This is a genomic window from Macrococcus sp. GL_134 (genome assembly GCF_057834705.1).
This window is the reverse complement of the sequence record NZ_CM174409.1, coordinates 1,624,316-1,638,133: the sequence shown is the minus strand read 5'-3', so window position 1 is coordinate 1,638,133 and position 13,818 is coordinate 1,624,316. Positions and strand designations below refer to the sequence as shown.

Annotated in this window: 14 protein-coding genes; 11 read left to right on the top strand and 3 right to left on the bottom strand. The window is 42.8% G+C overall.

Annotated elements, in window-relative coordinates; all coding sequences use genetic code 11:
- Positions 1 to 1,992, top strand: coding sequence for an NAD-dependent DNA ligase LigA (ligA, locus tag AC3IPL_RS08570; protein WP_489240619.1), 1,992 nt, complete (start codon positions 1 to 3; stop codon positions 1,990 to 1,992).
- 10 nt (positions 1,993 to 2,002) lie between these two features.
- Complete coding sequence (locus AC3IPL_RS08565) at positions 2,003 to 3,175, top strand: CamS family sex pheromone protein (protein ID WP_489242326.1); 1,173 nt, start codon at positions 2,003 to 2,005, stop codon at positions 3,173 to 3,175.
- Between the two features lie 53 nt (positions 3,176 to 3,228).
- Here AC3IPL_RS08565 and putP read toward each other — a convergent pair whose 3' ends face one another.
- Positions 3,229 to 4,764, bottom strand: a complete 1,536-nt coding sequence (gene putP, locus AC3IPL_RS08560; RefSeq protein WP_489240617.1) for a sodium/proline symporter PutP — start codon at positions 4,762 to 4,764, stop codon at positions 3,229 to 3,231.
- A 153-nt stretch (positions 4,765 to 4,917) separates the two neighbouring features.
- Here putP and gatC point away from each other — a divergent pair, with 153 nt between their 5' ends.
- Genes gatC through gatB form a run of 3 tightly spaced genes read left to right on the top strand, consistent with a single transcriptional unit; the run spans position 4,918 to position 8,101 of the window.
- Positions 4,918 to 5,214 (top strand): Asp-tRNA(Asn)/Glu-tRNA(Gln) amidotransferase subunit GatC, encoded by a 297-nt coding sequence (gatC, locus tag AC3IPL_RS08555; protein ID WP_489240615.1) that lies wholly within the window; start codon positions 4,918 to 4,920, stop codon positions 5,212 to 5,214.
- Between the two features lies 1 nt (position 5,215).
- Positions 5,216 to 6,661: an Asp-tRNA(Asn)/Glu-tRNA(Gln) amidotransferase subunit GatA gene (gatA, locus tag AC3IPL_RS08550; protein ID WP_489240613.1), complete on the top strand. Its 1,446-nt coding sequence runs from the start codon at positions 5,216 to 5,218 to the stop codon at positions 6,659 to 6,661.
- Positions 6,662 to 6,673: 12 nt separating this feature from the next.
- Positions 6,674 to 8,101, top strand: coding sequence for an Asp-tRNA(Asn)/Glu-tRNA(Gln) amidotransferase subunit GatB (gatB, locus tag AC3IPL_RS08545; protein ID WP_489240612.1), 1,428 nt, complete (start codon positions 6,674 to 6,676; stop codon positions 8,099 to 8,101).
- A 112-nt stretch (positions 8,102 to 8,213) separates the two neighbouring features.
- Here the strand turns inward: gatB and AC3IPL_RS08540 are convergent, their stop codons facing one another.
- Positions 8,214 to 8,426, bottom strand: a complete 213-nt coding sequence (locus tag AC3IPL_RS08540) for a hypothetical protein (RefSeq protein WP_489240610.1) — start codon at positions 8,424 to 8,426, stop codon at positions 8,214 to 8,216.
- A 176-nt stretch (positions 8,427 to 8,602) separates the two neighbouring features.
- On the opposite strand from AC3IPL_RS08540, the gene AC3IPL_RS08535 reads away from it, so the two are divergent.
- Positions 8,603 to 9,406: a tyrosine-protein phosphatase gene (locus tag AC3IPL_RS08535; RefSeq protein WP_489240608.1), complete on the top strand. Its 804-nt coding sequence runs from the start codon at positions 8,603 to 8,605 to the stop codon at positions 9,404 to 9,406.
- An 81-nt stretch (positions 9,407 to 9,487) separates the two neighbouring features.
- Here the strand turns inward: AC3IPL_RS08535 and AC3IPL_RS08530 are convergent, their stop codons facing one another.
- Complete coding sequence (locus AC3IPL_RS08530) at positions 9,488 to 10,261, bottom strand: hypothetical protein (RefSeq protein WP_489240606.1); 774 nt, start codon at positions 10,259 to 10,261, stop codon at positions 9,488 to 9,490.
- Positions 10,262 to 10,534: 273 nt separating this feature from the next.
- Between AC3IPL_RS08530 and AC3IPL_RS08525 the strand changes: the two genes are divergently transcribed.
- From AC3IPL_RS08525 to AC3IPL_RS08505, 5 genes are all read left to right on the top strand, one after another.
- Positions 10,535 to 11,062, top strand: coding sequence for a GrpB family protein (locus AC3IPL_RS08525; RefSeq protein ID WP_489240604.1), 528 nt, complete (start codon positions 10,535 to 10,537; stop codon positions 11,060 to 11,062).
- 90 nt (positions 11,063 to 11,152) lie between these two features.
- Positions 11,153 to 11,635 (top strand): helicase HerA-like domain-containing protein, encoded by a 483-nt coding sequence (locus AC3IPL_RS08520; RefSeq protein WP_489240602.1) that lies wholly within the window; start codon positions 11,153 to 11,155, stop codon positions 11,633 to 11,635.
- Between the two features lie 10 nt (positions 11,636 to 11,645).
- Positions 11,646 to 12,578, top strand: coding sequence for a helicase HerA-like domain-containing protein (locus AC3IPL_RS08515; RefSeq protein WP_489240600.1), 933 nt, complete (start codon positions 11,646 to 11,648; stop codon positions 12,576 to 12,578).
- Positions 12,575 to 12,775, top strand: coding sequence for a hypothetical protein (locus AC3IPL_RS08510; RefSeq protein WP_489240598.1), 201 nt, complete (start codon positions 12,575 to 12,577; stop codon positions 12,773 to 12,775). The genes AC3IPL_RS08515 and AC3IPL_RS08510 overlap by 4 nt, the downstream gene beginning before the upstream one ends.
- On the top strand, positions 12,775 to 13,755 hold the full coding sequence (locus AC3IPL_RS08505) for a diacylglycerol kinase (protein ID WP_489240596.1): 981 nt from the start codon (positions 12,775 to 12,777) through the stop codon (positions 13,753 to 13,755). The genes AC3IPL_RS08510 and AC3IPL_RS08505 overlap by 1 nt, the downstream gene beginning before the upstream one ends.
- Positions 13,756 to 13,818: the final 63 nt, after the last annotated feature.

The window sequence follows — 13,818 nt, the reverse complement described above, 5'->3', positions numbered from 1 at the left end:
ATGCAGCAGCGAGTAGATGAGTTACATCAATTACTGCACCAGTATAACTACGAATACCATGTGCTTGATCAGCCGTCTGTCCCTGACAGTGAATATGATAAGCTGCTTCACGAACTCATCGCGATTGAGGAAGAATATCCCGACTTGAAGACCGCGGATTCACCAACGGTACGTGTCGGCGGCACACCTGTTTCTGCATTTGAGAAAGTGCGGCATGATACACCGATGCTGAGTCTTGGAAATGCGTTCAACGAAGAGGATTTAAGAGCCTTCGATAAGCGTGTCAGAGACAGTGTCGGACAGGTTGACTACATGTTGGAACTGAAAATCGATGGCCTTGCCGTCTCGCTGAAATATGAAGACGGACGCCTCGTACAAGGATTGACGCGTGGTGACGGAAGTACGGGTGAAAACATCACTGAAAACATCAAGACGATATACGCGGTCCCTTTAGTCATCAAACAGCCATTGACACTCGAAGTGCGCGGAGAAGCATATATGCCGCGTCAATCGTTCCTTAAATTAAACAAAGAGAAGGAACGTCTCGGTGAACCGCTCGCAGCCAACCCGAGAAATGCGGCGGCAGGCTCTCTCAGACAGCTGGATTCTAAACTTGCTGCCAAGCGTAAACTAGATATCTTCCTGTATAGTGTGAATGATTTAAGAGAACTGGACGCCAGTTCACAGAGCGAAGCATTGGATACCCTTGACGCCATAGGGTTCAAGACCAATCATGAGCGTAGACTATGTCAGTCAATCGATGAAGTACTAGCATATATTGAGTACTGGACAAAAGAACGTAATCATTTAGCATATGATATTGACGGAATTGTCATCAAAGTGAATGACTTGATCAAGCAGGAGGAGCTCGGATTTACTGCGAAGTCACCACGCTGGGCGATTGCCTATAAGTTTCCGGCAGAAGAAGTGATCACCAAACTGAACGCTATTGAACTGTCAGTCGGCAGAACAGGGGTCGTGACACCGACAGCAATACTTGAACCTGTCAAAGTCGCGGGTACGACAGTCGGCCGTGCATCGCTGCACAATGAAGATTTAATTCACGACAAAGACATTCGTATCGGTGACGATGTTGTAATTAGAAAAGCAGGAGACATTATTCCTGAAGTCGTGCGGCCGGTTGTTGAGAGACGGTCCAAAGATGCAGAACCGTATCATATGCCTGATGATTGTCCTGCCTGCGGCCACGAACTCGTCAGACTAGAGGATGAAGTGGCACTGCGCTGCATCAATCCGACGTGTCAGGCGCAGCTGATTGAAGGAGTTATTCACTTTGTATCAAGGCAGGCGATGAATATCGATGGTCTTGGTGAGAAGATCGTTGCGCAGTTATTTGAAGCGGGTCTCATCAAAGATGTAGCAGACATATATTATTTGAAGCGCGAGCACCTGCTGCCGCTTGAACGTATGGCTGACAAAAAAGTGGACAAGCTGCTAGCTGCGATAGAGGCATCGAAAGAAAATTCACTGGAACGACTGCTGTTCGGTCTTGGCATCAGACATCTTGGAGCGAAGGCAAGTAGTATTCTTGCTGCTGAATACAAAACGATGGACCGCTTGATGGAAGCATCAGAAGAAGAATTGACTGCTATTTATGACATCGGTCATAAGATGGCACAGTCGCTTGTCACTTATTTGAGCAATCAAGATATTCAGGACTTGATTGAAAAACTAAATGCAGCAGGCGTCAATATGGCGTATACTGGTGCTACGATAGATGAAGCCGCGTTCAACCCTGAATTTCGGGATAAGACGATTGTATTGACAGGAAAACTATCGATTATGACCCGTACGGAAGCGACAGAACAGTTGACGAAGCTCGGCGCCAAAGTAACAAGCAGCGTCACTAAAAAGACGGATCTGCTTATTGCCGGGGAAGACGCTGGAAGTAAGCTTGACAAAGCTGAAAGTCTAGGAATTGAAATCTGGACTGAAGAAGAACTGGTCAATAAATTACAGGAAGCAAATTAAGGAGACAATGATGAAGAAAGTACCTATTGTCCTGCTATCAGCGTTGCTGCTGACAGCATGTGGTTCCAATGATGATGCAACATCACAACAAAATAATGATGACAAGCAGATGGCAACGGATATTCAAATCTCCGGAGACTATTACCGCACGCTGCTCCCTTTCAAAGAAAGTCAGGCGCGCGGTCTGACGAGTTCCAATATGACTAGCGCCTATAACGGTGATGCATTTGAAACAGGATTGTTCAGAATCAGCCGAAAGGTATTCTCTCCTGATGATTATTTGTTCCGCGACGGCCAGCTGCTGAATAAAAATGCGGTGGAAAGTTATCTTGAACCGCAGTTCACGAAGCAGGAAATAGATGCGATGAACGAAGATACACGTATTGAGCGGAATGCCTATGCGAACTTTGGATTGAATCCTTCACACAAAGGTGAGACAGATCCTGAGAAGATCGCCGAGCAATCCCCCGCCTATTTGTCTCACATACTGGAGCAGGATTATTTCACTGAGAGAGATGCAAAAAAAGAAAAAATTTCCGGTATGACGATCGGCCTTGCGATGAACAGTGTATATTACTATCAAAAAGAGCAGTACGGCGAAATATATGCCAGACAACTGAACGAAAAAGAAAGTGAGAAAAAGGGCAAGGAAATGGCTGAGGAAATACTTTCTAGACTGCGTGTCAAGTCTGAACTGAAAGAGATTCCTATTACGTTTGCTATTTTCATCCAGAGCTCGTCTGAAAGCATTGTGCCGGGTCATTTCGTTTCCTATTCAGTCAGTGAAAAGGGGAGTAAGTCAGTAGGAAAGTGGAAGAACGTCAACGAAGAGTATACGTTACTCCCCTCAAGTGAAGCAGGAGAACTGAATAAAAAGTTAAACAATGATTTCAAACAGTTCAATGATTCACTGCAAAGCTTCTTCCCTAACTTCACCCAAGCTATCGGAACCGGATACTTTGTAGATGACAAAGTACGCGAAGTAACGATTAATGTCCCGCTTGATTATTACGGCAGAGCAGAAGTAGTTGGGGTGACACAGTACATCAGTGATCTGTCGATGAAATATTTCAGCAATCTGGACAACCTCGAAATTTCTATCGTCGATAGCGACAAACCACTCGCATTGATCACTAAAACCAAAGATGATAAACATCCCGAAATCTATGTCTATAAGCAGTAAATCAAACAATCACCTCCTGTTCATCTGAACAGGAGGTGATTGTTTGTAGATGATTAACTTTTCACGATGCGCGTCATCTCGTCGAATTCATCAAGAACACGCTGTTCTGGTTTGTTCGTCACCAGGCTGACTAATACCGTGGCTAATAAGCTGATGATGAAACCAGGAACAATTTCGTACAGATCAAATAGTGCCGCATGATTTTTAGGACCTTTCATAATGATCCAGAAGATGACTGTCAATGAGCCAAGAATCATACCTGTGATGGCACCTTCTTTCGTCAATCCTTTCCAGAATAATGACAATAGAACAAGCGGTCCGAATGCCGCACCGAAGCCGGCCCAAGCATTACCGACAAGGTTCAAAATCGTATCATTCGGATTCCATGCGATAGCGCCTGCTACTAATGCGACCAGTAGAACGGATAGCCGGCCGACAAGCACGAATTCTTTTTCGCGGGATTTATCCTGAATGGTGGTTTTACGGAATAACATATAGAAGTCTTGAGTCAATGAACTACTTGTCACTAACAATTGTGATGAAATCGTACTCATAATAGCAGCAAGTATCGCCGCAAGAAAGAATCCGGCGATCAATGGATGGAACAAAATCTGACTCATCACAACGAAAATAGTTTCTGGGTTATCTAATTTCTGTCCTGTCTCATGGACGAATGCAATGCCGATTAACCCTGTCATACAAGCGCCGATGAGTGACACAGCCATCCATGAAATACCGATACGGCGTGCTGCCGGCAGCATTCTGTGCGATCTGATAGACATGAATCTGACGATGATATGCGGTTGACCGAAATAACCGAGCCCCCATGCAAGCAGTGAAATGATACCGACTGTCGTTGTCCCTTTGAACCAGTCAAGGTTCGTCGGCTCCAAGTCGACTACTGTATTAAATGTATCCAGGCCGTTTAACTTCAGCAACGCGACGACAGGGACTATTACAAGGGCAATCAGCATAATCACACCTTGGAAGAAGTCCGTAAGTGACACAGCAAGATATCCACCGAACAGCGTATAGATAATGACAATACCCGCTGTCAATATTAAGCCCCAGTGATAGTTCAGTCCAAATGCGCTTTCGAATAGGACGCCGCCTGACACCATGCCGGCTTGAGTATAGAGCGTGAAGAAGATGATGATGACAAGACCTGAGATGATTTTCAACATGCGGGTATGGTCGCTCACCCGCTTCTCAAAGAAATCAGGAATAGTAATGGCGTTATCTGCAAGCTCTGTGTAGACACGCAGCCTCGGGGCAACGAGAATATAGTTCAGCCATGCGCCGATTGTCAGGCCGATGGCAATCCACGTAGCAGATAGGCCACTGGAATAGACAGAACCAGGGAGTCCCATCAGCATCCAGCCGCTCATGTCAGCTGCGCCGGCTGATAGTGCAGTGACTAACGGTCCAAGGCTTCTGCCGCCGAGCATGTATTCATCAAGAGTGCTCGTTGACTGTTTGTATGCATAATAACCAATGCCGAGTAGAATAAGAAAATAAAATGCTATCATGACATAAGTCATCCAAGTTGCTTCAATCTTGACGTTTTGGAATGTGGAAGCAAGTATCATAAGTATTCCTCCTTAGTTGTATAATAATCCATCTTTAAACCTCATTATAAAGTTGTTTGAAGCGTTTTCATATATCTATTTTGACTTTCTTTAGATTTTTGTATAGAAATTTGATAAAATTTAAAGATGGTATAAACGTATAGGAGGATTAACATGACGACGATATCAAATGATCAGGTGAAGCACGTAGCACATCTTGCACGGCTTGCCATCAATGAAGAAGAAGCAGAAAAGTTCAGCACACAGTTAGCAGCCATTTTGACGTTCGCTGACCAGCTGGAAGAAGTAGATACAGAAAATGTCGAACCTACACTACATGTTCTTGATTTACAGAATGTGCTGCGTGAAGATGTTGCTGACAACAGTTTGACACAAGAAGAAGTGCTGAAGAATGCACCTGTCAAAGAAGACGGTCAATTCCGTGTACCTTCAATTTTAGGAGGAGAATAAGATGTCTTTAAGATATGAATCGATTGAATCATTGTCAACTATGATTCAAAACAAAGAGCTTAAACCGTCAGAACTTATTGCTGACACATTCAAAAATATTGAACAGGACGATGCTGACATTCAGTCATTCCTGACTCTTGATAAAGAACAGGCGATGGCAAAAGCTGCTGAGCTTGACCAGCAGACACCATCAGGTCGACTGTTCGGTATTCCTATGGGCATCAAAGACAACATCGTCACTAAAAATGTCGAAACGACGTGTGCCAGCAAAATATTGACTGGATTTAATCCGGTATACGATGCAACAGTAATGCAGAAATTGAACAACGAAAACGGTATTCTTGTCGGTAAACTCAACATGGATGAGTTCGCAATGGGTGGTTCTACCGAAAATTCATTCTACAAGAAGACGGTGAATCCATTTGATCATCGTGCTGTTCCAGGCGGTTCTTCAGGTGGATCTGCTGCAGCTGTGGCAGCGAGTCTTGTCCCGTTTGCACTTGGTTCAGATACAGGTGGTTCCATCCGTCAGCCCGCTTCCTACTGCGGTGTTGTGGGAATGAAACCGACCTATGGACGTGTATCACGTTACGGTCTTGTCGCATTTGCTTCATCTCTTGATCAGATCGGCCCGTTAACGCGTAACGTCAAAGATAACGCAACAGTCCTCGAAATCATTTCAGGTGTCGACAAAATGGACTCTACAAGTGCACCAATAGACAATGTTGACTTCACCTCTAATCTTGACAAAGACTTGACAGGGCTTCGCGTCGCGGTTCCTACTGAATATTTAGGAGAAGGTGTTCAGCCGGAAGTTAAAGCAAGTGTAGAAGCGGCAATCAACGAATTAAGTGCGATGGGGGCGACTGTGGAAGAAGTGTCGCTGCCGAATTCAAAATATGGTGTGGCGACTTATTATATCCTTGCCTCTTCTGAAGCATCAGCAAACTTAGCACGGTTTGATGGTATCCGTTACGGTTATCAGGCTGAAGGTGCGCAGAACTTAGAAGAGCTGTACAAGAAGACGCGTCAGGAAGGTTTCGGTGATGAAGTCAAACGTCGGATCATGCTAGGAACTTATTCATTAAGTTCAGGCTTCTATGATGCTTATTACAAAAAAGCACAGAAAGTAAGAACATTGATCAAACAGGACTTCGAAAATGTATTCAGTCATTATGATGTCATCGTTGGACCTGTCGCACCTACTCCTGCATTCAATATCGGTGAAAAAATCGATGATCCACTGACGATGTATGCTAATGATATTTTGACTATTCCTGTGAACTTGGCAGGTCTGCCATCTATCTCTGTTCCGTGTGGAGAACATAATGGTCGTCCAATTGGACTGCAGATCATCGGTAAACCGTTTGATGAACAGCAGATCTACAATGTGGCTTATCAGTACGAACAGAAATTTAACTTACATGACCGTTATCAAACATTATAAGGAGACGATGATATGCATTTCGAAACAGTAATTGGACTTGAAGTCCACGTTGAATTAAAAACTGAATCCAAGATGTTCTCCAGTTCTCCAGCACATTTCGGGGCTGAACCGAACACGAATGTCAGTGTCATCGATCTAGGCTATCCAGGTGTATTACCTGTGGTCAACAAAACAGCAGTTGACTGGGCGATGCGTGCAGCGATGGCATTGAATATGGATATCAGAACAGAAACGAAGTTTGACCGTAAGAACTATTTCTATCCAGATAATCCGAAAGCCTATCAGATCTCACAGTTTGATGAGCCGATCGGTGAAAATGGGTATATTGACATCGAAGTGAACGGCGAAACGAAACGTATCGGGATCACGCGTCTTCATATGGAGGAAGATGCCGGCAAGCTGTCCCATAAAGACGGGTATTCATTAGTTGACTTGAATCGTCAAGGAACACCGCTTGTCGAAATTGTTTCTGAACCTGATATCCGAACGCCGGAAGAAGCATATGCTTACCTTGAAAAGCTGAAAGCGATTATTCAATATACAGGAGTATCTGACTGTAAGATGGAAGAAGGCTCACTGCGCTGTGATGCTAACATTTCACTGCGTCCTAGAGGTCAGGAAGCGTTCGGCACTAAAGCAGAGCTTAAAAACTTGAACTCATTCAACTATGTCAGACGGGGTCTTGAGCATGAAGAGAAACGCCAGGCAGAAGTACTGTTATCTGGCGGAGAAATTCTACAGGAAACACGTCGTTTTGATGAGTCAACGGGCAAAACCATCTTAATGCGTGTCAAAGAAGGTTCAGACGATTATCGCTATTTCCCTGAACCTGATTTAGTTCCTCTCTATATCGACGCTGCCTGGAAAGAGCGCGTTCGTGCCTCTATTCCAGAGCTGCCTGATGAACGTAAAGCGAAATACGTCAATGAATTTGGCCTGCCGGCTTATGATGCACATGTATTGACGTTGACGAAAGAAATGTCTGATTTCTTCGAAGAGACAATCAAACTTGATGCAGACGCGAAGTTAACTTCTAACTGGTTGATGGGCGGCGTGAACGAGTACTTGAACAAACAGCAGAAGGAACTGGGGGAGACGGCATTAACGCCTGAAAACTTGGCGGAAATGATCAAGCTGCTGTCTGATGGAACGATTTCAAGTAAGATTGCGAAGAAAGTCTTCCAGGATACTGTGGAATCAGGAAAAGCTCCGAAAGTCATCATGGAAGAGCAGGGACTGGTGCAAATCTCTGATCCAGCACAGTTGACTACATTAGTTAACGATGCCCTTGATCAGAACCCGCAGTCTATTGAAGATTTCAAGAACGGTAAAGGAAGAGCGATGGGCTTCTTAGTCGGTCAGATTATGAAAATTTCTAAAGGACAGGCCAACCCGCAGATGGTCAACCAAATTCTTAAACAAGAACTTGAAAAACGTTAATAATGAGTCTTGTCATTGAATCAATCATATAAAATAAAAACCTTCGATTGTCATCTCACATCATCTGCATGTGAAGGGACAATCGAAGGTTTTATCATTAAAAAGGTATGATTTACCCATTTTCGATAAGTTCAGTCAATCGGTGGGGCTGAAAGATAGTGTAGGAGAAGTTGGTTTCTGCAAAGATGAAATCCCGGTCATCTGCCCACTGAGAATAATAGTACTGTTTCAAATACTCATACAGGTCTTTCCGTGATTCAGTTAAGTACCGCTTATATAAGCATTCCATTCGACTGACACGGAATATTACTTCGGATGATGTCACACGTCGTCCTCCTTTGAAGTTATATTTAACGTCCATATCATTAACTGTAATTGTATAGGATAAGATTAAATATATCAATTATAAAAACGGGAATATTCAGAAAACTAATTTGCTTTATATTCTCTTGGTGACCATGTATATTGGTAATAAAAGTGATAAAAGGAGAGCGAAAATTAATGATAGACATACATAATCATATTTTATTTGGTATAGATGACGGGGCAGAAAGTGCTGAGGAGACATTGGAGATGGCAAGAGCTGCAGTGCAGGAAGGCATTACAGATATTATCGCTACGCCGCATCACAAAATAGGTGTCTATGAGAATTACGGGCCGAAAATCAGTGAACTGACAGCACAGGTCAACGAGCTCATCCAATCTCATGATATACCGCTGACGATTCATCCAAGCCAGGAAATTAGAATATATGGTGATGTCATAGAGGATCTTAAAAGTGGCAAGGCACTTCCTCTCGTGCAAGGTGCGCCTTATGTCTTGATTGAATTCCCGACACATGAAATTCCGATCTATACAGAGCAGCTGTTCACTAAGATGGCACTCGCAGGCTATATTCCGGTCATCGCTCATCCTGAACGCAACAAAGAGCTGCAGAACAATCCGAACAAGCTTGCTGCATTGATAGAACTTGGCGCACTATGCCAAGTAACCGCAGGCGTTGTCGTCGGAAGATTAGGGGATCATACGCAGTCAGTAGCAGATATGATGATGACTCATCAGATGATTCACATCGTCGCAAGCGATGCTCATAATGTGACAGGCAGAAATTTCTTCATGAAAGACTGCTATGAATTTATTGAAGATCATTATGGTGTTGTGCAGGCTGAATATTATCAGGACAATGCGCGTAAAATACTGGCCGGTGAAACGATACGTTATGTGAGTCCAGTTGAAGTACAAAAAGAAGACAAATTAGAGAAGCTTAAAACTAAGAAAAAGAAGAAATTCCTTGGCTTATTTTAACCGATAAGTTTAAGTAAGACGGATTTAATAACAAAGAACCCGAAAGCGTGAGGTCAATCCACGCCTTCGGGTTCTAATCGTTTATTTGAATAAATAATCAGAGATTGCTGTCGTCCAGAGGTCAACACCATCAGTAGTCAATAATCCTTCATCGACATTATAGTCATCAGATATTGTTTCGTCATCAGGCCAGTCGCCGGATTGACTCACATATCTGAAGTTATTATCTTTGTTGCCGAAATAATCTTCTTCAGCTTTCTGGTAGTCGTTGAAATCAGGATTGTCATACTCGCGTCTTGTGCCGATAATAACAACAGGAATATCATTTTGTTCCACGTCGTTATAAATGTTTTCCAAAGTGTTGATGTGATTATCTAATGGCACACTTTCAAAGAAATCATTGAGCGTCAGTGCGTCCAGTACAATTAAGTCCGGATCCCCATCATATATATCTTCACTGGTTACAGCAGTGGATACACCGGCGACTTCCAAATCAGTAAGCTTAATATGATCATCAATTGAAGATTCAAGCTCGTCCTTGACACTCGTGTTTTCCTCTGAAGTCTGGTAAGGCGTCGACACGAGAGTAATATTCATTTTTTTACCGTCTTTGGTCTCAGTGTTATAAATCTCCTGAAATTCCTTACTTTTAAATAAATCTTTGTTTGGTTTTGAAGCATCCTCTTTTTTGTCTTTCTTTGATGAGTCAGCAGTGCTGGAATCTTTGCCGGTTGATTGCGCAACGACATCGTCCTGTGCCTCTGAGTCGGTTACTTTTGATTCCCAATAAGTATAGCCTAGTGCTATAAGTACGATTGCAATCACTACATAGAGCCAGAAAAGTAAATTTTTCATTGCTGCATTTTCCTCCAGACGTATATCAATATCTCAATTTTAGCAAATAATGAAAAAAATTTATAGCCCAATATTAATACAGCTCAGTTATTTAACTGGATCGACTGGGTTTAACAATGTAAAATAATGGTATGAATGAGAGATATCGAAAGTCAGTCACTTTTCTTTGTAAATAATAATGATAAAAAATATACATTACATTAATAGAATATTTACAATTATTGTGATAAAATAGCGGGAAAATAAAGACATACCAAAAAGTGGAGGATATTTATGATTGATTATACCCCGTGGAATGTCACAGATTACCAGAAAATATTTATAGATGAGTCTAAACAATTGATTGAAATCTTCAGAAATGAAATTGTTGAAATTCATCATTTCGGCAGCACCGCCGTCAAAGATCTTCCTGGTAATCAATCTCTGGATATACTGCCCGTAGTGAAGGACATCGAGAAGATCGAGCAGTATGTCGAAACGATGAAGTCGGCCGGCTACCGTGCGGTTAATTCGGTAGTCCTGGCAGATGAACGATGCAAAGTATTTATTAGAGAATGCGATGATTTGACACGTGTTATTCTGATGATTGAACAGACTGACTTTGACGCTATCGATAGAAGGCTTGCGGTCAGAGACTATTTGAGAATGCATCCAGATATCCGGAAATCATATGCTGATTTGAAGCAGCAGCTTGCTTATCAGTTCGCTGATGACTATCATGGTTATAAAAATGCCAAAGATGAATTTGTTACATCTCTTGAACGTGATGCTGTTAACTGGTATCAATCGACGAGACATTAGACCCTGTACGGGTCTTTTTTTTATAAAATTGCATAATTGAATAAATTCGGTACAATAATGATAACGATAAAATGTGAAAGAGTGATACGTGTGTTAAATATAGCAAAAGGCAGCAGTGACATCAGTCTGAACTTATCCATGGCAAATCGGCACGGCCTGATCGCCGGTGCAACAGGAACGGGTAAGACGATTACATTGAAAGTGATGGCAGAACAATTTTCAAAAGCCGGTGTACCGGTATTTCTTGCCGATGTCAAAGGAGACTTGGCAAGTCTTGCAGAGCCGATGACTGTTAACGCTAAAATTCAGGAGCGACTCGATGCATTGCAGCTCAGCGATTATCAACCACAGACATTCCCGGTGAGACTATGGGACATTTTCGGTAAGACGGGTACCCCTATCAGAGCCACTGTTTCAGAGATGGGTCCACTACTGTTATCGAGACTGCTGCTATTGAATGATACGCAGTCAGGTCTGTTGAATATGGCATTTAAAATCAGTGATGATAAAGGGCTCGTACTGCTCGAATCTGAAGGATCTACAGGCACTGCTCCGAGATATGGGAGACAATAACAGAGACTACATGAGTGAATACGGTAATATATCCAAGCAGTCCATTGGAGCTATCCAGCGCAAATTGCTTGAACTGGAAAGTCAGGGAGCTGAACAATTTTTCGGTGAACCAGCATTGAAACTGGAGGATTTCATCAGCGTCGATCAAAATAAAGGCGTCATCAATATACTTCAGGCGAATGAACTGTATCAACAGCCGCTCCTCTATACTACGTTTTTGTTATGGTTGCTGACGGAACTGTTTGAAGTGCTCCCTGAAATAGGAGATGCTGATAAGCCTAAACTTGTCTTCTTCTTTGATGAGGCTCATCTGTTGTTCAAAGATGCCAATAAGTCGTTTGTCACGCAGGTGGAGCAAGTCGTTCGTCTGATCCGTTCAAAAGGTGTAGGTGTTTATTTTGTGACTCAAAATCCAATTGATTTACCGGATGAAGTACTGGGGCAGCTCGGTAATCGCGTACAGCATGCCCTCCGTTCATTTACACCGCGAGATCAAAAAGCAGTGAGGAGTGCAGCGGAAACATTCAGACAGAATCCTGACATTGATGTAGCTTCAGTAATCGGAGAATTAAAAACCGGAGAAGCACTTATTTCATTTTTGAATGAGGAGGGGCAGCCGTCAATTGTTGAACGTGCCTTTATTAGACCACCTGAAAGTAAAATCGGAGTCATTGATCCCAGTGTTGCAGCGGCGGCTGTGGATGCGAATCCATACCAATCAACCTATAGTCAGTCACTCGACCGTGAAAGTGCCTATGAATTGCTGCAGAAGAAATTTACGGCAGCTGCGGAACAGACAGAAAATAACAAAGTGGAGAAGAAACGTACGACAAGAGAACCATCATCTGAATTCAAAAAAATTGCATCCTCTGTACTGACAAGTGTCGGCAGACAAATCGGCAGAGAGATAGTCAGAAATATATTCGGCGGGCGCAGACGATGAGCAGAATGACATGGTTTTATTTCATCTTAATTGTCATCAATATTATTCTTGTGACGATACTAATGATTCAGCCGCTTGAAGGCTGGCCGCTGAAACTTCTTCAAGTCTTGATTGTCATTGTGACTTTCACTTTGTTTAGGACTTATGTGAAAGAGCGACAACTGACCGGGAAAAATAAAGAAGAGGGAGACCACTAATGAGAAAAAAAGCAAGAATCATTTATAATCCTACATCTGGCCGAGAACAGTTTAAAAAAGTACTGCCGGATGTGCTGATTAAACTGGAACAGGCAGGTTTTGAGACAAGTGCACATGCGACGACAGCAGTCGGTGATGCGACCGTTGCAGCAAGAGCCGCGTTACAAGAGAATTTTGATTTAATTATTGCGGCAGGTGGAGATGGCACATTGAATGAAGTCATCAACGGTGTTGCAGAACAAGATCATATTCCTGATATCGGTATTATACCGATGGGCACAGTCAATGACTTTGGACGGGCGCTAGTGATTCCAAAGGACATTATGGAAGCAGTCGACGTCATTATCGAAGGAGATACCGTACCGGTTGATATCGGCAAGATGAACAATCGTTATTTCATCAACATTGCTGGGGGCGGTAAGATCACTGAAGTGTCATACGAAGCACCGAGCAAATTGAAGACGATGATCGGTCCGCTGGCATATTACGTCAAAGGACTCGAAATGCTGCCTGAAATCAAATCATCGGATGTTCGTATTGAATATGACGGAGAAGTATTTACTGGGGAAGTGATGTTGTTTTTGATTGGGTTGACCAACTCGGTCGGCGGATTTGAGAAACTGGCACCTGAAGCATCGATTAATGATGGCTATTTTACGGTGTTATTCCTTGAAAGAGTTAATCTAGCAGAATTCGGTCATATATTTACGCTTGCGACGAGAGGAGAACATTTAAAACATCCAAAAGTTCACTATGTGAAAGCAAAGGATGTCAAAGTATCTTCATTTGAGAAAGTGCAGCTGAATGTAGACGGAGAGTTCGGTGGAATACTGCCTGCTCACTTCATCAATCTGAAGCGTCATGTCAATATATTCAGTCCGCTCGAAAGATTTGAGAAAGAAAACAATATACAGAAGAAAAACGAAATAGACGGTCAATATCAACAAGAAATTATGGACAGCAGTCTAGAAGACCAATAATGGTGATGAATCATATTCCATCAATAAAAACAGCGGCTCATTGATCAATGAGCCGCTGTTTTT